At 61.7% G+C, this 19,958-nt stretch carries 23 protein-coding genes and 4 pseudogenes; 15 read left to right on the forward strand and 12 right to left on the reverse strand.

Annotated elements, in window-relative coordinates; translation table 11 throughout:
- Positions 1-2: 2 nt before the first annotated feature.
- The 3 genes from EI171_RS29200 to EI171_RS29210 are packed head-to-tail and all read right to left on the reverse strand — an operon-like array spanning position 3 to position 3,031.
- A complete protein-coding gene (locus tag EI171_RS29200) occupies positions 3-740 on the reverse strand; it encodes an SDR family oxidoreductase (RefSeq protein WP_161535378.1) in 738 nt (245 codons plus the stop codon).
- A gap of 45 nt (positions 741-785) precedes the next feature.
- Positions 786-2,333 (reverse strand): class I adenylate-forming enzyme family protein, encoded by a 1,548-nt coding sequence (locus tag EI171_RS29205; protein WP_371740275.1) that lies wholly within the window; start codon positions 2,331-2,333, stop codon positions 786-788.
- Positions 2,334-2,392: 59 nt separating this feature from the next.
- Positions 2,393-3,031, reverse strand: a complete 639-nt coding sequence (locus EI171_RS29210) for a 2-hydroxychromene-2-carboxylate isomerase (protein WP_161535379.1) — start codon at positions 3,029-3,031, stop codon at positions 2,393-2,395.
- Between the two features lie 206 nt (positions 3,032-3,237).
- Here EI171_RS29210 and EI171_RS29215 point away from each other — a divergent pair, with 206 nt between their 5' ends.
- Positions 3,238-3,720, forward strand: coding sequence for a helix-turn-helix domain-containing protein (locus EI171_RS29215; protein WP_161535380.1), 483 nt, complete (start codon positions 3,238-3,240; stop codon positions 3,718-3,720).
- A 217-nt stretch (positions 3,721-3,937) separates the two neighbouring features.
- On the opposite strand, the pseudogene EI171_RS29220 reads toward EI171_RS29215, so the two are convergent.
- A pseudogene (locus EI171_RS29220) lies at positions 3,938-4,534 on the reverse strand (LysR family transcriptional regulator); the annotation flags it as partial.
- On the opposite strand from EI171_RS29220, the gene EI171_RS29225 reads away from it, so the two are divergent.
- On the forward strand, positions 4,534-4,851 hold the full coding sequence (locus tag EI171_RS29225) for an SDR family oxidoreductase (RefSeq protein ID WP_246740280.1): 318 nt from the start codon (positions 4,534-4,536) through the stop codon (positions 4,849-4,851). The pseudogene EI171_RS29220 and the gene EI171_RS29225 sit on opposite strands and share 1 nt — an antisense overlap.
- 162 nt (positions 4,852-5,013) lie before the next feature.
- Here EI171_RS29225 and EI171_RS29230 read toward each other — a convergent pair whose 3' ends face one another.
- Entirely contained in the window at positions 5,014-5,391 is a 378-nt protein-coding gene (locus EI171_RS29230) for a response regulator (protein WP_161535381.1), read from the reverse strand.
- Positions 5,392-5,469: 78 nt separating this feature from the next.
- Complete coding sequence (locus EI171_RS29235; protein ID WP_161535382.1) at positions 5,470-5,832, reverse strand: PRC-barrel domain-containing protein; 363 nt, start codon at positions 5,830-5,832, stop codon at positions 5,470-5,472.
- Between the two features lie 100 nt (positions 5,833-5,932).
- On the opposite strand from EI171_RS29235, the gene EI171_RS29240 reads away from it, so the two are divergent.
- From EI171_RS29240 to EI171_RS29250, 3 genes are all read left to right on the forward strand, one after another.
- Positions 5,933-6,121, forward strand: a complete 189-nt coding sequence (locus tag EI171_RS29240) for a hypothetical protein (RefSeq protein WP_161535383.1) — start codon at positions 5,933-5,935, stop codon at positions 6,119-6,121.
- A 135-nt stretch (positions 6,122-6,256) separates the two neighbouring features.
- Positions 6,257-6,754, forward strand: a complete 498-nt coding sequence (locus EI171_RS29245) for a hypothetical protein (protein ID WP_161535384.1) — start codon at positions 6,257-6,259, stop codon at positions 6,752-6,754.
- Complete coding sequence (locus EI171_RS29250; protein ID WP_161535385.1) at positions 6,751-7,020, forward strand: hypothetical protein; 270 nt, start codon at positions 6,751-6,753, stop codon at positions 7,018-7,020. The genes EI171_RS29245 and EI171_RS29250 overlap by 4 nt, the downstream gene beginning before the upstream one ends.
- Before the next feature lie 426 nt (positions 7,021-7,446).
- On the opposite strand, the gene EI171_RS29255 is transcribed toward EI171_RS29250, so the two are convergent.
- Positions 7,447-7,647, reverse strand: coding sequence for a hypothetical protein (locus EI171_RS29255; RefSeq protein ID WP_161535386.1), 201 nt, complete (start codon positions 7,645-7,647; stop codon positions 7,447-7,449).
- Positions 7,648-8,067: 420 nt separating this feature from the next.
- Positions 8,068-9,507: an IS1182 family transposase gene (locus EI171_RS29260; RefSeq protein WP_161535387.1), complete on the reverse strand. Its 1,440-nt coding sequence runs from the start codon at positions 9,505-9,507 to the stop codon at positions 8,068-8,070.
- Between the two features lie 307 nt (positions 9,508-9,814).
- On the opposite strand from EI171_RS29260, the gene EI171_RS29265 reads away from it, so the two are divergent.
- From EI171_RS29265 to EI171_RS29285, 5 genes are all read left to right on the forward strand, one after another.
- On the forward strand, positions 9,815-10,576 hold the full coding sequence (locus EI171_RS29265; RefSeq protein WP_161535388.1) for an outer membrane protein: 762 nt from the start codon (positions 9,815-9,817) through the stop codon (positions 10,574-10,576).
- A 390-nt stretch (positions 10,577-10,966) separates the two neighbouring features.
- Positions 10,967-11,338, forward strand: coding sequence for a transposase (locus EI171_RS29270; protein ID WP_039187448.1), 372 nt, complete (start codon positions 10,967-10,969; stop codon positions 11,336-11,338).
- Positions 11,335-11,685 carry an IS66 family insertion sequence element accessory protein TnpB gene (tnpB, locus tag EI171_RS29275; RefSeq protein WP_075969263.1) on the forward strand — a complete coding sequence of 117 codons (351 nt, stop codon included), beginning with the start codon at positions 11,335-11,337 and terminating at the stop codon, positions 11,683-11,685. The genes EI171_RS29270 and tnpB overlap by 4 nt, the downstream gene beginning before the upstream one ends.
- A 59-nt stretch (positions 11,686-11,744) precedes the next feature.
- Positions 11,745-13,355 carry an IS66 family transposase gene (locus EI171_RS29280; RefSeq protein WP_161535389.1) on the forward strand — a complete coding sequence of 537 codons (1,611 nt, stop codon included), beginning with the start codon at positions 11,745-11,747 and terminating at the stop codon, positions 13,353-13,355.
- 4 nt (positions 13,356-13,359) lie between these two features.
- Positions 13,360-13,731 carry an Imm1 family immunity protein gene (locus tag EI171_RS29285; protein ID WP_075969264.1) on the forward strand — a complete coding sequence of 124 codons (372 nt, stop codon included), beginning with the start codon at positions 13,360-13,362 and terminating at the stop codon, positions 13,729-13,731.
- A 26-nt stretch (positions 13,732-13,757) separates the two neighbouring features.
- Here EI171_RS29285 and EI171_RS29290 read toward each other — a convergent pair.
- Both EI171_RS29290 and EI171_RS29295 read right to left on the reverse strand, forming a co-directional pair.
- A pseudogene (locus EI171_RS29290) lies at positions 13,758-14,289 on the reverse strand (cyclic nucleotide-binding domain-containing protein); the annotation flags it as partial.
- 488 nt (positions 14,290-14,777) lie between these two features.
- A complete protein-coding gene (locus tag EI171_RS29295; protein ID WP_161535390.1) occupies positions 14,778-15,215 on the reverse strand; it encodes a MarR family transcriptional regulator in 438 nt (145 codons plus the stop codon).
- A gap of 437 nt (positions 15,216-15,652) precedes the next feature.
- Here EI171_RS29295 and EI171_RS29300 point away from each other — a divergent pair.
- The 4 genes and pseudogenes from EI171_RS29300 to EI171_RS29315 form a co-directional block, all read left to right on the forward strand.
- A pseudogene (locus EI171_RS29300) lies at positions 15,653-16,010 on the forward strand (hypothetical protein).
- A 397-nt stretch (positions 16,011-16,407) separates the two neighbouring features.
- Positions 16,408-16,998 carry an RNA ligase family protein gene (locus EI171_RS29305; RefSeq protein ID WP_161535391.1) on the forward strand — a complete coding sequence of 197 codons (591 nt, stop codon included), beginning with the start codon at positions 16,408-16,410 and terminating at the stop codon, positions 16,996-16,998.
- Between the two features lie 480 nt (positions 16,999-17,478).
- Positions 17,479-17,715, forward strand: a complete 237-nt coding sequence (locus tag EI171_RS29310; RefSeq protein WP_161535392.1) for a hypothetical protein — start codon at positions 17,479-17,481, stop codon at positions 17,713-17,715.
- Between the two features lie 49 nt (positions 17,716-17,764).
- Positions 17,765-18,133: pseudogene (locus tag EI171_RS29315) on the forward strand (DNA ligase); the annotation flags it as partial.
- Positions 18,134-18,320: 187 nt separating this feature from the next.
- Here EI171_RS29315 and EI171_RS29320 read toward each other — a convergent pair.
- Together EI171_RS29320 and EI171_RS29325 are read right to left on the reverse strand one after the other, a co-directional pair.
- Positions 18,321-18,536: a hypothetical protein gene (locus EI171_RS29320; protein WP_161535393.1), complete on the reverse strand. Its 216-nt coding sequence runs from the start codon at positions 18,534-18,536 to the stop codon at positions 18,321-18,323.
- Positions 18,537-18,687: 151 nt separating this feature from the next.
- Positions 18,688-19,200: an MOSC domain-containing protein gene (locus tag EI171_RS29325; RefSeq protein ID WP_161535394.1), complete on the reverse strand. Its 513-nt coding sequence runs from the start codon at positions 19,198-19,200 to the stop codon at positions 18,688-18,690.
- A gap of 540 nt (positions 19,201-19,740) precedes the next feature.
- Here EI171_RS29325 and EI171_RS29330 point away from each other — a divergent pair.
- Entirely contained in the window at positions 19,741-19,890 is a 150-nt protein-coding gene (locus tag EI171_RS29330) for a hypothetical protein (RefSeq protein ID WP_161535395.1), read from the forward strand.
- The last annotated feature ends 68 nt before the right edge of the window (positions 19,891-19,958 follow it).

Consider the following 19,958-nt stretch of genomic DNA (forward strand, 5'->3'; position numbering starts at 1 on the left):
CCCTACCACTTCTCGCCGAAGGGACGGATCTCGAGTTCAAACGTCCAAGCGCTCTTCGGCTGCTGGTAGAGCTGCCAATAGGACGTCGCCACCGATGCAGGCGGCATCAACAGATCGGGATCGTCGAGCGCGTTGGGACCCAATGCTTCGAGCCGGCGCTGCCGCACCCATTCGGTATCGACGCCGGAATCGATGATGAGATGCGCGACATGGATGTTCTTCGGCCCGAGTTCGCGCGCCATCGCCTGCGCTACCGCGCGCAGGCCGAACTTCGCGCTGGCGAAGGCGGCATAGCCGGAGCCGCCGCGCAAGCTCGCGGTCGCGCCGGTGAAGAAGATGTTGCCACCTCCGCGCGGCAGCATCAGCCGCGCGGCCTCGCGGCCGGCGAGAAAGCCGGAGTAGCAGGCCATCTCCCAGACTTTTCGGAACACCCGCTCGGTGGTCTCGAGGATCGGAAAGTTGACGTTGGCGCCGATGTTGAAGATGCAGACCTCGAGTGGCGCGTGCTTGTCGGCGTCGTTCAGGAAGGAGATGATCTCCTCCTCCTTGCGCGCATCGAGCGAGCGGGCGTGGATCTCGCCACCGGCGGCCTCGATATCCTTGACCAGGGGCGCGAGCTTGTCGCCATTGCGACGACCAGCGAAGACCGTGAAGCCCTCGGAGGCGAATTTCTTGGCAATCTCGCCGCCGATGAAGTCACCCGCGCCGATCACCGCAACCGTCTTGTTTCTCTTCTGCATGGGATTTCTCCAGCCTTGTAAGATGTTGAGGCAATATCGCCCGCTTCAGTTGCGCAGCGATTCCGCCAGCTTGTGCTTCAGGAGCTTGCCGGTCGACGTCGCCGGCAGCGCGTCCATGAGGATGATCTCGGACGGCCGCTTGTAGGAGGTGAGCTCCGGCGCGACATGCGCCATCACATCCTGCGCGGTGGCCGAGGAGCCTTTGAGGAGCTGGACGAAGGCCACGATCTCTTCATTGCCCGGGACCGGCCGCCCGACCACAGCGCACTGCACCACGTCGGGATGGGTGCTGAGCACCGCTTCGATCTCGGCCGGATAGACGTTGAAGCCGGACCGGATGATCATCTCCTTGGTGCGGCCAACGATGAACATCGCATCGCCCTCGAAGCGCGCGAGATCGCCCGTGTTGAACCAGCCGTCCGGGTCGATCGCCTTCGCCGTGAGGTCGGGCGCGCGATAATAGCCGCGCATGACGTTCGGGCCGCGGACATGCAGTTCGCCGATCTCGCCGTTCGTCACGATGGTGCCGTCGCGCCCCATAATCCGGGCCTCGATACCCGGCACGAGGACGCCGACCGAATTGTCGCTGCGCGGCGCCTCGGGCCGCACGCCGGAAATGCCCGGCGAGCACTCAGTAATGCCAAAGGCGTTGCCGAGCGGAAGACCGAGCTCCTTCTCGACCCTTGCCTTGAGCTCGAGGTCGAGCGGCGCGCCGGCGACGCTCATCAGGCGCAGCGCCCCACGCTCGAGCTTCGGCAAGCCCGCCATCTGCTTGTATTCCAGCAGCCGCTGGTAGGTGGCGGGCACGCCGTTCAGAAGCGTGATGCCTTCCTCGGCCAGCGCCTTGGCCAGCGCAGCGGGATTGTATTTCGTGACCAGCCGGGTGACGCCGCCGACCATCAGCGTCATCGTCAGCAGCGAGATGCCGACAATATGCGAGATCGGCAGCACGCAATACTGCACGTCGTCCGCCGTCATGCTGCGCAAGGTCGCCGTGGTACTGGCCGAAAACAGCAGGTTCCGATGCGTGAGCATGACGCCTTTCGGCGTTCCGGTCGTACCGGACGTGTAGATGAGGACCGCCACCTGGCGTGCGCCGTCCGCCTCGACCGGCTCGGCCTGCGTGTCCTGGTTCAGGGCAGACACGCCGATGCCGTGGAGCGGCCCGACATCCTGCACCGCGGCGTCGCAACGCGTCGCGTGCGCGGCCGCCTCTTCGGAGACCTTCGCCGTGAAGAACGTGCGCCGGGCGCCGCTGTGATCCCTGATCTGATCGAGCTCACGCGGCGACAGCCGCGGGTTGGCGACGATCGCCCAGGCATCGAGGCGGCTTGCGGCGAACAGGAGGCAGGCGAGCGCGATTGCGTTCTCGCTGACCATCATCATGCGATCGCCGGCGCGGATGCCAAGCGCGCGGAGCGCATCGGCCGTCGCACCGACCGCCCGGTCGAGCTCGCGATAGGTCAGGCTGGCATTCTCTTCGATCAGCGCCGTCCGGTCGGGCGTGGCGGCAACATAGGGGTCCATCACTTCATGGATGCGCTGCGGCAACGCATTCATAATTTCGGCTGCATCCTGCTGCCAGTTCGCCAATGACACCTCCCGTTGAAAGGCCCTTTGCGGGCTCGGTTCATTCTGATGGCTCCGCGCGGTCAGGCGCTCTTGCGCCGCGCTGCGGCCGATTGCGCAAGGATTTCGTCCTCGACATCCCGCAGGCTGTCTTTGCCAAAGTAGATCTCGTTGCCGACGAAGAACGTTGGCGAGCCGAACGTGCCGCGCGCCACGGCGCTGCCTGTGTTCTCGATCAGCTTCTTCTTGACGTCGTCCTGCTGGGCGCGGGCGATGATGCGATCGATGTCCAGCCCGGACGACAGGAACGCCTCACGGAACACCTGCGGGTCGTCCATTTTCTTGGGCTCGATCCACATGTGGTGATAGGCGGCACGGAAGTAGGGCTCGAACATCCCCTCGAACTCGGCCGCGACAACGCCGCGCATCAGCATCAGCGTGTTCACCGGGAAGAACGGATTCGTCTTGAATTTGGTGATGCCGTGACGGTGCAGGAAACGCTCGGTCTCGAGCGCATTGTATTCCGGCTTGTTCTTGATCCCGCGCAGTGACTCCGCGGGCGACATGTTGCCGGTCGCCTTGTAGACGCCGCCGAGCAGCACCGGCACGTAGTCGAACTTTACTCCCGTTCGCTGCTCGATGGCGGGCAGCGCAAGCTCGGCGAGGTAGGCGTTGGGACTGCCGAAATCGAAGTGAAACTCGACCTTGAGCGGAGCTGCCATGAAACGCCCTTCCCTTCGATGGCGGCGGTCGTTCGCCACCTGATTGATCGTGGCGCTAGCCCTAAAGTTCTATTTTAGAACTGTCAATATGATAACCATCATTTAATATCGCAAATCCGGCATCAAATGCCGCATCCTATTGAAATGTAGCGAGTTCTGATTTAGAATTTATTTTTGTAGATGCCGCAGGTCGACTGGAGACGTTGATGAAATGGGATGCTCTCGAAGAGGAGCCGTGCTCGCTGGCCCGCACGGTGGCGGTCATCGGCGACCGCTGGAGCCTGCTCATCCTGCGTGAATGTTTTCTTCGGGTCCGCAGATTCGACGAGTTCCAGTCGTCGCTTGGCGTGACCCGGCACCTCTTGGCCGACCGGCTGAAGAAGCTCGTGCGCTTTGGCGTCCTTCGCAAAATTCCCTATCAGGATGCGCCCAAGCGCTATGAATACATCCTGACGCAGAAGGGTCTCGACCTCTATCCGATCATCATGTCGATCGTGCACTGGGGCAACGTCCACATGGTCGACTCGCGCGGCCGACCGTTGCTGCACGAGCACAAGAACTGCCACAAGATGTTTGACCCCGTCATGGTCTGTTCCGAATGCGGTGAGCCGCTGACGGCGAAGGCCGTCCATGTTCATCCGGGCCCCGGCGCGCGCAATCCCTCGCGCGTCGGCCGAAGCGTTCGATGATCGCAATTGTCATTCACCGATGATGCGAGGTAGCCAAGGGTGATCGGCTGAGAGCACGCACAGTGTGGTGAATGTCGACCCTATCTACTCCTTGCGTCGCCTACGGGGCCGCGCGCCCCATCAATCGCGATGGAGGCCAGAGCGTTGCATGCAGCGCGCTTGGTCACGCTCATACGGAGCGAGATCGAGAAGTTAGCGCTGTTGCTCGCGCGCCATCGCGGAACGCCTGACCTGAACTCTGGAATCGGAAGTTCACGCAGTCATGTTTTGTGAGATCCTCGGGACGCTGCGGTGCACCACGCCGCGCCAGGTAACCGGGCGCGGCAAAGGCACAAATACTGTGCGGCGCGAGTTGTAGGGAAATCAGCCGGGAATCTTCGAGGTCTCCGACGCGGATCGCCACGTCGACGCCCTCGCCGATCCAATCGATGAACTGGTCGCCGAGGCGCAGGTCAACGGAAAGCTTGGGATAGCGCTTGCGAAAGCGCGGCAGGGCGGGTGCAACGATGTGAACGCCGATCGGCAGAGGAACGGTCACCTTTAACACGCCGGCCGGCTCTGACCGCGCCGCGACCGCGGCCTGCTCGATCGCCTCCGCCTCCTGGATCAGCCGCAAGGCGCACTGATGCAATTCGCGCCCTTCTTGGGTCAGCGTGAGCGAGCGGGTCGTGCGGCTGAACAGTTTCAGACCCAGGTGCTGTTCCAGCCGTTGCACGCTTTTGCTCACGGCGGAGGGAGAGACACCGACCGATCGGGCGGCGGCGGTATAGCTGCCTAGCGATGCGGCGCGAGCGAAGGCAATGAGCCCGGTCATTGCCGATCGTCCGAACGCCTACGGCACGGCCGTGCTCGCCTCCGCCTCCGCTGCGATGGAAGCGCTGGCGCGAGGTCTGGTGCTGGAACTGGCGCCGCGCCGCGTCAACGCCCTGTCTCCCGGCACCACCGATACGCCCCTGCTCGCGCACGCTCGGCGAGGGACGCGATGCTTACGTTGCGGCGCTGAAGGAGAAGCTACCGCTGCGTCGGCTCGGCACCCCCGAAGAAGTCGGCGCCGCCATGGTGTTTCTGATGATTAACGGCTTCATGAACGGCGAAACCTTCCACATCGATGGCGGCTCCCGCCTCGTCTGATCAGCCCTCTCGCGGAAAGGAAGGGCATCATGCCAAGTCTCTTCGATCCTATTCAGCTCGGCGGCGGTGGCTGAGGCCGTCGGCGCCGATCCGAATACCCGCCATGCGGACCGTGCCGGGTCCGTCCCTAGTTTCGCCTACACCGCCAGCGGTTCAACCCAGCTAAGCTCGCGTATCAAGAAGCTGCGAAACGACGGCAGCCAATTGAGCCGGCGCAAAGGGCTTCTCGATCAGGAGGCTGCCGTCGACACCCAGCGATTTCCAGTCCGGCGCGCTGGCGCTCGTCATGTAGACCACAGGAAAGCCAGGCGTGATTTCCCTAATCTGCCGCGCCAGTTCCCATCCGCTGATGCCATCACCTAAGTTGACGTCCGTCAGCAGCGCCCGACACTGCTTCCGGCCGTCCCGAAAGGTGGACATCGCCGCCTCTCCCGAATGGACCGAGCAGGCCTCGAAGCCGCCGTCCGACAAGGCGTCCTCGATGAAGCTGCAGATCAGAGCTTCATCCTCCACGACCAGAACACGAACGGCATTGCTCACTTTTCAAGTCTCCTCTGCGACCGAGGCCGGTCGTCTCGTATGACAGCGGTTGCGTTGGGCCGCGAGTGCAGCGCCGCCTCAAGCCACCGGCACACCGTAGTAGGCATTCACGGAGCGTGTAGTCGCGGGGTCGCTCCAATTCCAACTGATCTCGTCGGCGTATTTGGGGGCGCTGCGGAGCTGGTCCTGGGTGATGCCGGTGACGTAGCCCGCGAGGTTGGTGTCGTATTTCAGCGCCTGCCAGGGCAGCGGATAGTGATCGTCGCCGATGCCGAGCAGGCCGCCGAAGCTGAGCACCGCGTACGATACCTTGCCGCTGACCTTGTCGATCATGACGCGCTCGATGTAGCCGACCTTTTCCCCGTCGGCCCCGTAGACATTCGTGCCCTCGACCTTGTCGCTTCCGATCAGGCTGAAGGTCTCGCGATCTTCCATGGGCATGTTGATCTCCCGGATGTTGTCTTCTGGAGTCAACGGGAGGACGATGGCTCCGTTCCTGGCAAAGCCTCGGTGGCATTGTTCTGGGCGAGCGGAGTTCGGGATGGAACTGACCGATCTGGAGCGCGAATTTTTGAGGAAGCTGCTCGGCGAATCCTGGGGCAGCCCGTCGATGTTCGACCATGAGATCGTGGCACGGCTGATGGAGCTGGGTCTCGTGGAAACCGAGCCGCTTCCATCCGGCGATATCGAATGCCGGATCACTGACGCGGGCCGGGCGGCGGCCGCGTAACCGCAATTCGGCCTAGGGCTGGCTCCGCTCAGTTTTCTGAACGGCTGCGACCCAAGCGACGCCGGCTCTTATCCGAATCACAAAGCCGGACCGATCCGGCGGCGGCGCCGAGTAGCATCTGAATATAGTGCCCGGTTGGCCCTGTATCTGGCGGCAGGCCGGCTGGCTTCCGAACTCTGGATCAGCAAGCGGCCGTCGGCCGTGCACAAGTACCACGTCCATCTTCGGCCGCGCTTTCTCAAGTGGGTCTCGAAAACAGCGAACTGGTTCGATACCCATTGGGCGACCCGGACATCCCTCGACGAGCCGCTCAATGAGTACGTGCCCCAGGGTAAATATGTTCAAACCGATGAATATTTGGGATCAACCCTCAGGACCTTGTTCCCCGTGCGTTCGCACCATAGAAAACGGGGCATGACCGCGCCGATCACGATCAAGAAGCACGAAGCCGTCCCCGGCACCGGCAGCTATAAGGTCCGTTTCGCGGACGGCCGGCCGAGCGTCTATTTCTACTGGGACGACCTGCCCGGCCGGCGACTTCAGTCGGAGCTGCTGACGCGCAGCGAGGCCGAGGCCAGGGCCAAGGAGCTGGCACGCATCGAGCGCGACAAGCTCGCCGGCGCCGGCGCATGAAGCACGCCGAGCCCCGTCCCTTCGCCGATCCGCAAGTCGCCGCGCGCAAGCTCCTCGAGCTCGCCGCCGGCGTCGAGCCCGTCGATGGGCGCATCCACATCGAGAAGATCAACGCGCCATTCCTGTCCAAGAACGGCTGCATGGGCACCGGCGCGGAATTCGGCGCCGGCATTCGCTACGCGGTCGAGAAGGGCTGGCTCGACCTGCATGAGAGCGGCACCTTCGTGATGCTGCTTCCGCACGGTGAAGATCTGCTCAAGCGCTGATGGCCTTGGGCGGTTGAGACAGCCAAGGAGCGGCTCTTCACTTTCTGACTTAAGCCCATCGCGGGGACGGTACTTCTGCCAAGGAACGATGGTTCTCGGTTCGTGGCTGCGGCGCACAGTCCACTAAGACCGGCCCCGTTGGGCTCCAAAGGAGTGCCCCTTTTGGGCAGTCATCTTTTCCACTTCACCCGCATAAATTGGAACTCGCCCACCAGGCTGGCTTGCCCTTCCAGCCCCAGCGCGGCGAGGCAGGCGGCCCAACCGCGCGATCAGCGAGGCAGGGTCGCTGCGTGTTATACACTCGCGGATGAGGATCAAGGATACTGCCCTTCGCAGGGCGCTGGCTTGCTTCAACCGGTTCATGGTCCAGCGAATGGGCGGGGCCAGGCGGGGTCATTGAGCTACGTCAAAGACCGATGGCGGCAACTACTTTGGCGGCTGCAGCTCGGACGATCTCAGCCATCCGTCAATGTTGGCGGCGATGTCGGCTTCGCGGGCCTTCTTCAAGATCTCTTCACGCCCCGCGGCCCCTTCAGGTAATTGACCTGTCTTTTCCCTCGCTAGCCGCGCTTCTTCGATGAGCCGTTCGCCTAGCGCTCTATCCTGTTTGAACCGGTGGCGTTTCATGAACGTCCTCCCGACATGAATTTGCTGCTTAAAAACGCTCCCGAAGGCTCACGCGTTCCAGCCCCGCATCCCCGCGAGCTGGGGCTTTTTTGTTCACCCACTGCTTAGCGACGAGCTACTTCAAGGGGATCGATGCAAAGAGAGAGGCCGCCAACTGAGGCGGCTCTAGTTCTTCGTAATCGGCTTCGGTGGTTCTTCCGCCATTGCCTCTAAATCAATAGGGGAAAGTTCCTCAGACTAACTCAGGAACATGGCCCCGGAGTAGGTCAAAAGCGTTGGTCTAGCGTTCGGCCGCAATCTTCCGGTCTGCCCTAATAAACCGACCTGAAGCTGCACCGCGTCAATGGAAGCAATGGGTCTTGGCCGTGTAAAAACGGCTTCAATGGGCGTCGGTCCGGAAGCTAGGGACCGCGCCCTGTCTCAGGCGCCGATCGCAGCCATCAATTGCTTGCTCCCGACGATGTTCATGACCCGCGTCAGATTATAGGCCAGGACCGAGAGAGCCATCTCGGCGGCTACGTTTGGGAGGGTTTTGGTGAGGAAGTGTGTCGCTCCCATGCGGGCCTTCATCGTGCCGAACGGATGCTCGACGGTCTCACGACGCTGGCGCATTGCCTGTGGGTTTGCATCAAGGCGCTGCTGCACAGCCTCGAGCAGATGCTCATGCTCCCATCGCGTAATCCGCCGCTCTGGCCCGGTCGTGCATTGCGATTTGAGTGAACAATTTTGACAGGCTGTGGTCCAGTAACGCCGCAGCATCTTGCCGTCTTCTTCGTTTGTGTAGCGATACGGCAATCGCTCCCCAGCCGGACAGCGATAGACGTCCTCCCCTGGCAAATACGCAAAGTCCTGCTTACCGAAGCGCCCCTCGGATTTGGCGCCCGACGTCTGCGGCTTAGGCAGCGTTACCGTGATGCCGGCCTCGTGGCACGCGAGGATCTCCGGGCTGTTGAAGTAGCCGCGATCGGCGACAGCTTCGAGCGTTTCGGTCTTTAGAACAGCCTTCGCCTGCTTAGCCATATTGGCGAGTTGTGCCCGATCGGAACCGCTGTTCGTCACCTCGTGCGTCACGATCAAATGATGTTCGGTGTCGACGGCGACCTGCACGTTGTAGCCGACGACCCCGGAGCCGCGGCCGCTCGTGGCCATCGAACGGCTGTCGGGATCAGTCAGGGAGATTTGCTGATCGGGCGAAGCAAGCATCTGCTTCTCGTAGGCAGCAAGCTTGCCCATTTCTTCCTTCAGCTTCGTCAGCTTCTCGGTCAACCTCGTCACCTTGGCTGCCAGCACCTCCGCCGGCTCCTGCCGGTCAGCCGTGTCAAGTTGGCTCAGATAGCGCGCGACGCTCTCCTCCAGCTGGGCGCGCCGCCGCTCCACCTTCGCCCGTGTGAAGTTCCTGTCCCGGTTGTTCACGGCTTTGAACTTGCTGCCATCGATGGCGACGCTCGCCGTCGTGAGGAGACCCATCTCACGGCAGAGTTCGACGAAGCGCGCGCATACCTTGCGTAGCGCCAAGCCATTGTCTTTGCGGAAGTCCGCGATCGTCTTGTGATCGGGAGCGAGCCGGCCCAGCAGCCACATGGCCTCGACATTGCGTCCGGCCTCTCGGTCGAGCCGCCGGCTCGACTGCACCCGGTTCAAATAGCCGTAGATGTAAAGCTTCAGGAGAACCGAGGGATGGTATGACGGTCGACCGGTCGCCGCCGGTTCCACACCCTCGAAGCTTAACTCGGCCAAATCGAGCGCATCGACAAACACGTCGATCACCCGAACAGGGTTGCTCTCATCAATGAAATCGTCGAGGCATTCGGGCAACAACGTCGACTGCCCACGATCCGCCTCCGCAACGAAGCGCTTCATTCCAGCCCCCCGCAAATCGTGCGGGAATCATATCGCGCGAATCACATCAAGCGCAGCGTTTTCACACAGCCAGGGCCATTAGCAGACCTGCCATCGGCAGGGAATGCTCCGATGAGCGGCAGGAATATGCACGTTGACGTGCATTTGGTTCCCAGCAAGTTCTTAATATATATAAAGAATTTTCGCTAGATATCTGCGCCGAGTGTTGCGACTTAGCTACATCAACCTTCAGGCGAACGGGATAGCATTGATTCCTCAGGTGGGCGTCGTGCCTTTTTTGAACTTCTTTCTGGGGAGATTTCTCGTAATGAAAAAGCTTCTGATTGCCGCGGCCGGGATGATGGCCGTGGGTCTATCCGCCCCCGCGTCGGCGGCTGATCTGGCGGCCCGTCCCTACACCAAGGCGCCGCCCCCGGTGGTCGCGCCGATCTATGACTGGACGGGATTCTACATCGGTGCCAACGGCGGTTGGGGCCAAAGCCACAGTTGCGTGGATTTCGTAACTGCCCTTGGAACGGTCGCGAGCGGGTGCGGTGATCGGTCCGGAGGCGTCGTCGGCGGGCAAATTGGATATCGCTGGCAAACCAATCAGTTTGTGTTCGGATTGGAAGCCCAAGGCGATTGGGCCGACCTCAAGAACACGCGGGTGAGCCTGTTCAATCCGACGCTCTCAACCACGGCAAAGACTGACGCCATCGGTCTGTTCACCGGGCAACTCGGTTGGGCTTGGAATTCGGCGCTGCTCTATGTGAAGGGCGGTGCGGCTGTGACCAGCAATCGCTTGACTATATTCGACAACACCACCGGGATCGGTTTGGTCTCGGCGGATAATACGCGCTGGGGCGGTACCTTGGGTGTAGGCTTTGAGTATGGCTTCACGCCCAACTGGTCGGTCGGTGTGGAGTACGACCACCTGTGGATGGGGCACGCAAATAACTCCTTCTCCGTGGTCGATCCGCGCCTTGCGGCGGTACTCAACGACCGGATCAGCCAGGACGTGGACATGGTCACCGTTCGGTTCAACTATCGCTTTGGTGGTTACGGGGCTCCGATCGCGGCGAGATACTGATCGCTCCAGTCTGCGCAAACCAAAGCCCCGGCTCGCCGGGGCTTTTTTGCGGGCTATGAATTGCTAGCGGTTGCTGCTTCTTCGCAATGTCTGAGGGGGGCAAAATGCGAAGGACTCAACGTAAGCAAGTCGGGTCTCCTATGCCCCGTTGAACGGACCTCAATGAGGCGTGTCGCCGCTTCGCTGATGGGCCAATACCGGAGTTATGCGTCGAGCTTCGCGAGAGCCTCCCGGTCTAGCAGTTCGAAACGCCGCTGAGTGTTTCCGTCAAAGCGCAGTAATTTTTCGTCTCGAAGCATGGAGAAGGCGCGGGGTAAGCCCCGGTGACGGCCACCTTGCGTCGGCAGTGAGGCTTCGCGAAGCCATAGGACTAGTCCTGGAGCTAGTCCTATGGCCAAAGCGGAAGTGGAAGTGATCACGTCGGAGCGGCGACGGCGGCATTGGTCGCGGGCTGACAAGGAGCGCATCGTCGCTGCAGCGTTGCAGCCGGGTGCGACGATCCTGGGCGTGGCGCGCGCGTTTGGTGTGCATTCCAGCCAGGTGTTCCGCTGGCGCCAGCAGCTGTGCGGCGAGGAGACTGCCGTGCCCGGCTTCGCCGCTGTGACGATTGCAGCCGATCCCGATCTTCACGCAGCGGCAGCTCCGCCTCAGGGGCTGATCGAAGTCGAGATCGGGACTGAGACCAAGATCCGGATCAGCGGCGCGGCGGATGCCGCGACGGTGACGGCGGTGATCACGGCGCTCCGGGCGGGTTCGCGATGACGATCCCGATCCCCTCCGGCACACAGGTCTGGCTGGCGAGCGGCCATACCGACATGCGCAAGGGCTTCGACGGCCTGGCGCTGCTGGTCCAGGAGACCTTGAAGCGCGATCCGCATGGCGGCCATCTGTTCGTGTTCCGCGGCCGCAGCGGCGGGCTGATCAAGGTGCTGTGGCACGACGGCCAGGGCATGTGCCTGTTCGCCAAGCGGCTGGAGCGCGGCCGCTTCATCTGGCCACAGGCTGTGGACGGAGCCGTGACGATCACGCCGGCCCAGCTCGGCTATCTGCTCGAAGGCATCGACTGGCGGCATCCGCAGCGGACGTGGCGCCCGGAAGCTGTTGGTTGAGCGCTCGAACGTAACGGCACTGATGCGTACCGGGCGGAGCTGTGATTCCATCTTCTGCGATGATCACAGCCGATTCGCTCCCTGATGATGTCGCGACGCTGAAGGCGCTGGTGCTCGCCGGCCAGGCGGCCCAGCTTGCGGCGGAAGCCAAGGCACGCAATCTCGAAGCCGAGGTCCGCGCCCGCACGCTGCTGATCGAGCAGATGAAGTTCACGATCGCCAAGCTCAAGCACGAACAGCACGGCCAATCCTCCGAACGAGCCTCGGTGCTCGATCAGCTCGAGCTAGAACTCGCCGACCTCGAGGAGGATGCATCGGAGGCCGAAGCCGATGCGCAGCTGGCAGCCGAACGGGCCAAGGCCGCGAAGATAGACGTGCAGCCATTCGAGCGGCGGCGTCCGGCGCGGCGGCCGCTGCCCGAGGACCTGCCGCGGGAGCGCGTCGTTCATCCCGCGCCGGCCCATTGCCCGTGTTGCGGCGGCGACAGGTTGCGCAAGATCGGCGAGGACGTGACCGAGACGCTGGAGCTCGTGCCGCGGCAGTGGAAGGTGATCCAGCACGTCCGTGAGAAGTTCTCCTGCCGCGCCTGCGAGGCGATCAGCCAGCCGCCGGCGCCGTTCCATCCGATCTCGCGCGGGCGCGCTGGACCGCGTCTGCTCGCGCACATCCTATTCGCCAAATACGGATTGCACCTGCCCCTCAACCGGCAGAGCACGACGTATGCGCATGAAGGTGTGATCCTGGACGTCTCCACGCTGGCCGACTGGGTCGGCGCGGCGGCGGCGACATTGATGCCGCTGGTCGATGCGATCAAGGCGCATGTCCTCGCTGCCGAGCGCATCCATGCCGACGACACCACGGTGCCGGTTCTGGCCAAGGGCAAGACGCGCACGGGGCGCGTCTGGACCTATGTGCGCGACGATCGGCCCTTCGCCGGGCACGCGCCGCCGGCCGCCGTGTTCTTCTACTCGCCCGACCGCTCCGGCACCCATCCAGAGGCGCATCTTGCGACCTATGCCGGACCGATGCAGGCGGACGCCTATGCCGGCTTCAACAGGCTCTACGATCCATCGCGGAAGCCGGGCCCGATCATCGAGGTCGGCTGCTGGGCGCATGCACGGCGCAAGTTCTTCGAGATCGCACGGCTGAAGAGGGCGCCGATCGCGATCGAAGCGATCGCGAAGATCGACGCCCTGTTTGCGATCGAGCGCGACATCAACGGTCTGCCGGCCCACGAGCGCAAAGCCGCGCGCCATGCGCGCAGCCGCCCGCTGGTCGATGAGCTTCATACCTTCCTGCACGAGCGCCGCGCCAAGCTCTCCGGCAAGAGCGAGACCGCCAAGGCGATCGACTACAGCCTCAAGCGCTGGGAGGTGTTCACGCGCTTCATCGACGATGGCCGGCTGTGCATGACCAACAACGCGGCCGAACGCGAGCTACGCGCCGTGGCCGTCGGCCGCAAGAACTGGACCTTCGCCGGCTCCGACGATGGCGGCCGCCGTGCCGCCGCCATCTACACCCTGATCCAGACCGCCAAGCTCAACGATCTCGATCCGCCGGCCTGGTTGACGGACGTGCTGCTGCGGATCAATGATCATCCGGCGTCGAGGCTCGACGAGCTGCTGCCGTGGAATTGGTCAAAACCCAGAACCCTTGTCGCCGCTGCCTGATCAGATGAAGATCACGTTTAACGGAACTGACTTGTCGATTGCCACTGTCGAGCATCTGAGCCTTGCTCTGGATCGCATCGACAAGCAACCGCAGTTCGAACTCTGGATATCGGTACCGAACGGTCAGTCCTTAGCCATGCTGCGCAATGGTAGCCACGCTTGGCTTATGTATCTGCGGTTCAATGGTGATAGCGGCGTCGTGACAAAGGGTAACCCAGACCATCAGGGAACCTGCGCTTACACACTCTCCAACGGGCAGGTCGACGAGCATCCCCTATCCTGGTGCATAGATCTAGAAGAATGCTACAAAGCGATTGCGTACTTCTTCGTCAATGACGGAGCACGATACGATCACGTCGCGTGGCAAATCGCGTAACAGATCTGCCGCGGTCTTGGCCGGATGGATACGGCGCGGGAGACGGTTTCCAAGGTGATGCCGAGATAGTCGGCGATGTCGCGGCGGTTCATTGGCAGCAACATCATCGCGGGATGTGCTAGCCGTTCATCCATTTCAAGAAGGAAGGCGGTAACTCTCTCCAGGGAAGTCTTCCGCCCCAGGAGAAGCATGTGATCTTCCGCGTGCTGCAGATTTTGCGTAACAAAGCAAATGAGGTTTTTTGTGCTGACTACTCGATTTTGCATGGCATCGAGGATGCTGCCTCGCTTTATGATGCGAACGTGGGTTTCGACGAGTGCGTCAGCGCTAAACCGGTGCGCGACGCCATTCTCAAATCCGAACATGTCACCCTGGAGGTGGAACGCATTGATCTGGCGGCGACCATCTGGGAGCATCTTATACGTCCGCACCGCTCCGGAAGTAATCTGGTAGACGTATTCGGCGTGCCCCTTCGCCAAAAATCTCGATGCCCTTGCGATACTTGAACTCGCTGCAGAAGATGCGCTCGCCAGCGAGATCGGCGAGGTGCCCGTCAATAGGCTGGCGGGTGGCAGCGTTCGCATTGACTAGCACCGTTCAAGCCTCCCTGTTTTGTAACTTGGCAAGGAGTTGAACATAGAGCAAATCCGCGAGATTGATCAGGCGCAATTGGGGCGGACCTACGTAGACAACCGGAGGCGGGTGCTTCTCTTGGCTGGCCGGAAAAATGCGTACAAAAGGAAGCCGCCAGCCCTTGGGGAAGCCAGCGGCTTTGGGTGGGGTCGCGTAGTGGGGCTACGCAATGTCTCCCTTAGCTCTAGCGAAAGGATCGCATGTTGATCAGGATCAAGCGGGATATCGGGTGGAGTCGATGGACGCCCGCTATGAGTCATAAGCAGCGGTGGGCGCAAGTTGGATCGGCGTTCGGTTTGCCCCTAACAGCCGACATGACACGCGCTCAATCGACCTTCGGCTAAGGGCCAAAGGGCGAAGTTGGAGAAGGCGGCCTTTTTCGGACGACTCTCTCTTCGACCGAAGAACTATGCTTAGAGGGCGTCGATGCCCCGTCCTTCGAAGTTGAAGCAAAGAAGATCGACCTCGGCTCCGGTGAGATCGGCTCGAAAAAATCGGCATGTGTATTCAGTCTGCTTCCTGCTCGCACGGTTGGATGCCGCTTCAGTCAAGAAAATGCACTGTCTGCAACTATCCGCATGGTGACGATTTTGACGCGCGTCTAGCTGCCGCAAAATTTGACCGAGTAGGTCGCGAAAGTTGTCTGCACCAACTTCAAGCGCCGCAACGGCACGGATGAGCGGTGCGATGGGATCGCTGGCAAGAAGTTTCTCTCCCCGGGGGGGCACATCAAGGATGACCGAGCGCTTATCTTGGTCGGCGCTTTTGCGCTGAAGGTAACCCTTGTCTTCAAGACGCTTGACGGTTTGAGAAGCGGTAGCCCGAGAGGTGCCTACGAACTGGGCTATCAAAATGCCAACCGCTCGACGTTTGCACCAACAGATCGACCGCTTGCCGCGCTGCCGTGATCATCCCGCCCCTCGTTATAATCCGGCAGATTTACCTGGCGGAACCTTACAATGCATGTAAAGCGGGGTTGAACGACTATACGAAGGTTTGCAATTGCACTTGTGCACTTCACGAAAGCCGCTTCTAACGCGGGCCGCAGGCCAGCGGACAGTCCCTTATGGGTCATAAGCCGCCGATCACGCTTAAGATGGCAGACTCCCACTTTGCGTTGGTAAGCCGACGTTTGTGAGTACACGCCCGGTCCAGGAACCTCGCGCGCGTGCGGTATTTGAATCGTCGCCAGCTCACCGTCCGAGCTGGTGGAGCGGCCTCGGCCTGCCTCAAAAGCCCCCTGAAGCCGGGGCCGTCTCTCCGCCACTGTTCGTGTTGGAGTTTGCGTATGAGTTCCTCGCGCTCGATCGCGCCGACTGATCGCTTCGACCGCGACATCTATCTGGTCCTCGAGGACTTCGGCGTCCGCGCCGGCTGCGCCTGGCGCGAGACCGACGAAACCGACACCGACCTCGAGACCATCCTCAGGCATCTCCTGTCCGGCGATTACGCCTATCCGGTCCGGATTGTGTGCTTCAATCCGGGCGAAGGCTGGTCACGGGACGCCACGTCCGACGTCGCTGACGCGCTGGCGCAGCGCGCCACTGATACCGACGCAGAGATCCCGTCCGCGCTGCAGGACTTCCGCCAACGCAACCAGGCGCTTCGACGTGCAGCTCGCGCTGCCGCTGCCAGGTGCCGCGTGATGCCAGCCGGAGAGAGGCCACACGGGCGACGCGGCTGTGAAGTGCACGACCTGTGACGACGTCGGCTGGGTTTGCGAGAACCATCTGGACCATGGGATGGCCCGCGCGCATGCACCTGCGGCGGCGCCGGCGCGCCCTGCCCGGCCTGCAACGCTCCAGCCGACGGCGAGGCGGCGCGGATACCGGGAGGCTTTCGCGTCGAGGTCGACAGGGACGGTTGGCGACACTGAGGGCTGCGCCTATAGCACCAGGCTCACCAACCAGACCGCGAGCGAGCAGCAGAGCGCAATTCCAAGATACGGCAATGCAATTGTCATCGGTTCCTCACTGACGAATTCCCGACGCTGAAACGGGAGTGAGATTCGCATATTCGCGGCCGCGTGACTATCTCGTTCTCATGCACCGCGCGTTCGAGTTCTGCCTGCCAACTGCAGCCAAGGCTGTCCCAGCCGGGCCTGACTGGGTCCATGAGATAAAGTACGATGGATGCCGTCTGCGCCTTGAGCGTAACGGCCGCCAGATACGCCTGGTCACCAAGAACGGCCACAACTGGACCGATCGCTTCCCCTGGATCGTCCAGGCCGCGCTCCGCAATCGCGAGCAACGGTTCGCGGTCGATGGCGAGGCGGTCGTCCTTGGCGTCGATGGCATCTCCGACTTCAACGCCCTGCACTCGCGCAAGCACGACGACGAGGTGCAGCTGTACGCGTTCGATATCCTCGCGCTCGGCGGCGAGGATCTGCGTCAGCGGCCGGTGGAGATGCGCAAGACCCATCTCGCCCGGCTGTTGCGCGGCCGGCCCGACGGCATCTTCATCGCGCCGTTCGAAAGCGGCGAGATCGGACCGGACCTGTTTCGCGCCGCCTGCGACCTCGGCCTCGAAGGCATCGTCTCCAAGCGCCGCGATCGTCGCTATATCGCCGGTCGCACGAAGGAGTGGATCAAGGTCAAGAACAGGTCTCACCCGGCCATGAGCCGCGAGTTCTAGCGCTGGCCCGGCGGGCAGCGCGTCGCGCTGCAGACAAAAGACCAGACGCCGACGCTAACCATAACTGCGACCAGGTCTTGTTTTGGTAAATCCTAAAACTTATCATTATGACTTTCAGTATGGAATTTTTTGATGATGGTCCGATTACCTATGGTCGCGGTCATCGCGCCCGACGGGGAAAGATCATACTGGGTTGCAGCGGTCGAACCTGAGAGGGCGGCCGAAGCGGTCGCGCGGGTCGTTGGCGACGGGCAAAATGTTAGGCTCTTGCAGCACCGCCTGCGCGTGAAACCCGATGCGCTCCGACCAGGCGAAGTCCGCCGACTTGGGATCTGACCAGACACCTACCCCCGAAGAGGCACTCCATCTCCCCAAAAGAGCGTCCTCTCCGCCTTAGCACCGCCGGTATATCTTAGCGTTACGCACATTGGCGGGCAGAGAGCGCGCGCTTTCGCTGTCGACTCTTGGGGAGTCGTGCGGATGACCCGTTTCTTCTTCCATGTCCACGACGGCATTACCATCTTCGATGATGTCGGACTGGAACTTCCGGATATCGCCGCCGCGCAAGCAGCGGCGATCGAATTGAGCAGTAAAATCCTCAACGACGGAGCAGAGGGACCCCTGTGGCAGGACCTTACCTGGCGTGTCGAGGTGACCGACAGCCCCGGAATGGGCGGGCAGATCTTCCTTGTCGTCAACTTTTCGGTCACAACGTAATGCACTAAACCAACCTACGCCCCCGTGATGGTGCCCGACGGCGGCCAGCGTGTCCGACTTCAACGCCCTGCACTCGCGCCGGCACGACAACGAGGTACAGCTCTACGCATTCGACGTTCTCGCGCTCGGCGGCGAGGATCTGCGCCAGCTGCCGCTGAGTCTGCGCAAGGCCAATCTGGCGCGGCTGCTGCGCGGCCGACCGGATGGCATGTTCGTCGCGCCCTTCGAGCTAGGCGACATCGGCCCGGACCTGTTTCGCGCGGCGTGCGGCATGGGTCTCGAGGGCTTGGTCTCGAAACGGCGCGATCGGCGTAATGGCGCCGGCCGATCAAGGGATTGGATCAAGCTGAAGAACCGGACGCATCCGGCGATGACGCGAGTCATGGACGCGCTTTCCTCAGCGGGTGGCGAGAGGTAGCGTGATTAAGGTTAGAAACTCACATCCGGCAAGAGTGATGCGACTTGTCCGAGCAATATAGCCGCCAGCCCAGATCGGCACCCGATTTAACAGGGAGGGCGAGGGCTACAAGACAAGCAATGTAGAACAGCGAAGTGCGCCATTCCGAGCGATCAGTGTCACGCATACTCGTCTCACGCATACTCAATTAGGGCTCGGTGTTCCACTCCTGCCCATACAGGCCGCGCATACGCCGATAGGCGATGCGCTTCACAAGATCGTCGAAGACGGCCCGAGCCACGAACCCGAGACCTACCGCAATTGCACAGGCCAGATAATTGTCGCCCCAATGCCACGCCAGGTTGGATGCCACAACGCCAAAGACCGAAACCGCCTGAACAGCAATCCGGGCCAGCCGCATCATCTCCAACCTCCCTCACGTCAAAAAACATCCGTCCCAAGAGGGTGTCAACAAGGAACACGACTCCACTTTTGAGCTAACGATGCGAACCAAGGTAAGGCAGCCTGCCGAGTGCAGCTCTGCTCAGTGTTGCGACCTGCCAGTCGCGCGCTCATTAGGCGCTCCGCATAGTGTCGCCAATCCTGACAATGCCGCCTTTCACGATTTTGCAGTACAGCCCGCCGCGATTGATTAGGTGTTTGGCAATCGCCTTGCCGGTGACCTTCTCTATATGGCGGCACGGGTCCACAAGCCTGGCCCCTTGCAGCAAAGTCTCACCGAGCCAGAACTGGTGGCCGACGAGGTGGTTCAGCGGCACCCCTTCGACCGTCACGTTGCGCCGATGCTCCTCTGGGCGCAATTCGATCCCGCACTCGCGCTTGATTGCAAAGAGCGTCTCAATCTCGAACAGCGTGAGCTGCGCATCCTCCGCGTGCAGGTACGAATAAAATCCCTCCTTCATCGAGTAGCGATCGCCGTCAATGCCTTTGCCAGCGATCAAAGTGACCTCTGACATTGCGTGCATGGGCAGAAACCCGCGCGAAGCGATGTGGATGAAGCGGATTACGCCGGTCCATCCGAGTTTGACAGATGTCTGCACCCGTCGGTCGGTGGTCTTGTCCAGCATCGCAAGGGTCTCCCTCCCCGCAGATCAGCAAACCTACGCCGAGCTGCCCCCGGTGCAGGAGAAATAGGTAAGTAACCCTTATGGGTTAGCGGCAAACCGACCCTGCCGCTTCGCGCTGTGTTCCATATGGAACCGACCTGCGGGGATCGCCATATTAGGAATTGGAAACTCAAGCCCTGCGGTTAGGACCCGCAAGCGTAAGACGAGGTTGTGTCATGCAGCGCCGCCGTCGTTTCAAGCAGATCCTTTCCCTTGAAGAACGCCTAGCCGAACAAGCGAGGCGCCTCCGCGAAGAAGCCGAATCTCTCCCCCCAGGACCTGTACGCGACGAAGCCCTACGCAGGGCCCGGCAGGCCGAGACCGGCTCGCATCTGAGCGAGTGGCTGAGATCGCCTGGATTGCAACCGCCTAAGTAATCCGTTCAGCGATTTCAGGAACATTGGCCGAGACAGGTTGGTTGACACCGATCACCGTTACAACATTTGGCCTTTGCCGGTGACTGCGAGCCTCCGCTCACGCCCCTAACCGCAGGTGGCAGCCATGTGTGAAAAATGCGGGGAGCTTGATCGACGGATCAACCACCTAAAAGGCTTGGTTGCGAGGGTGACCGATGCACAGACAGTCGCCGCAATCGGCGCGATGACCGAGAAAATCGAAGCCGAGAAGATTACCCTCCATCCCACCAAATAGAAGAGGCCGCGTCAGTTGGCGGCCTCTTCTATTGGAGAGTATCCTTGCCTGGTGCTTCTGCGATGAGG

The organism is Bradyrhizobium sp. LCT2 (genome assembly GCF_009931255.1).
Classification (GTDB): domain Bacteria; phylum Pseudomonadota; class Alphaproteobacteria; order Rhizobiales; family Xanthobacteraceae; genus Bradyrhizobium; species Bradyrhizobium diazoefficiens.

Coding starts and splice junctions, on each gene's coding strand:
- EI171_RS29235 (WP_161535382.1), bottom strand. CDS start 5,832: ATGCCCATGGAAGATCGCGAGACCTTCAGCCTGATCGGAAGCGACAAG.
- EI171_RS29200 (WP_161535378.1), bottom strand. CDS start 740: ATGCAGAAGAGAAACAAGACGGTTGCGGTGATCGGCGCGGGTGACTTC.
- EI171_RS29325 (WP_161535394.1), bottom strand. CDS start 19,200: ATGCTGGACAAGACCACCGACCGACGGGTGCAGACATCTGTCAAACTC.
- EI171_RS29240 (WP_161535383.1), top strand. CDS start 5,933: ATGGAACTGACCGATCTGGAGCGCGAATTTTTGAGGAAGCTGCTCGGC.
- EI171_RS29265 (WP_161535388.1), top strand. CDS start 9,815: ATGAAAAAGCTTCTGATTGCCGCGGCCGGGATGATGGCCGTGGGTCTA.
- EI171_RS29330 (WP_161535395.1), top strand. CDS start 19,741: ATGTGTGAAAAATGCGGGGAGCTTGATCGACGGATCAACCACCTAAAA.
- EI171_RS29255 (WP_161535386.1), bottom strand. CDS start 7,647: ATGAAACGCCACCGGTTCAAACAGGATAGAGCGCTAGGCGAACGGCTC.
- EI171_RS29310 (WP_161535392.1), top strand. CDS start 17,479: ATGACCCGTTTCTTCTTCCATGTCCACGACGGCATTACCATCTTCGAT.
- tnpB (WP_075969263.1), top strand. CDS start 11,335: ATGACGATCCCGATCCCCTCCGGCACACAGGTCTGGCTGGCGAGCGGC.
- EI171_RS29305 (WP_161535391.1), top strand. CDS start 16,408: ATGCACCGCGCGTTCGAGTTCTGCCTGCCAACTGCAGCCAAGGCTGTC.
- EI171_RS29250 (WP_161535385.1), top strand. CDS start 6,751: ATGAAGCACGCCGAGCCCCGTCCCTTCGCCGATCCGCAAGTCGCCGCG.
- EI171_RS29215 (WP_161535380.1), top strand. CDS start 3,238: ATGAAATGGGATGCTCTCGAAGAGGAGCCGTGCTCGCTGGCCCGCACG.
- EI171_RS29280 (WP_161535389.1), top strand. CDS start 11,745: ATGATCACAGCCGATTCGCTCCCTGATGATGTCGCGACGCTGAAGGCG.
- EI171_RS29320 (WP_161535393.1), bottom strand. CDS start 18,536: ATGATGCGGCTGGCCCGGATTGCTGTTCAGGCGGTTTCGGTCTTTGGC.
- EI171_RS29210 (WP_161535379.1), bottom strand. CDS start 3,031: ATGGCAGCTCCGCTCAAGGTCGAGTTTCACTTCGATTTCGGCAGTCCC.
- EI171_RS29260 (WP_161535387.1), bottom strand. CDS start 9,507: ATGAAGCGCTTCGTTGCGGAGGCGGATCGTGGGCAGTCGACGTTGTTG.
- EI171_RS29285 (WP_075969264.1), top strand. CDS start 13,360: ATGAAGATCACGTTTAACGGAACTGACTTGTCGATTGCCACTGTCGAG.
- EI171_RS29270 (WP_039187448.1), top strand. CDS start 10,967: ATGGCCAAAGCGGAAGTGGAAGTGATCACGTCGGAGCGGCGACGGCGG.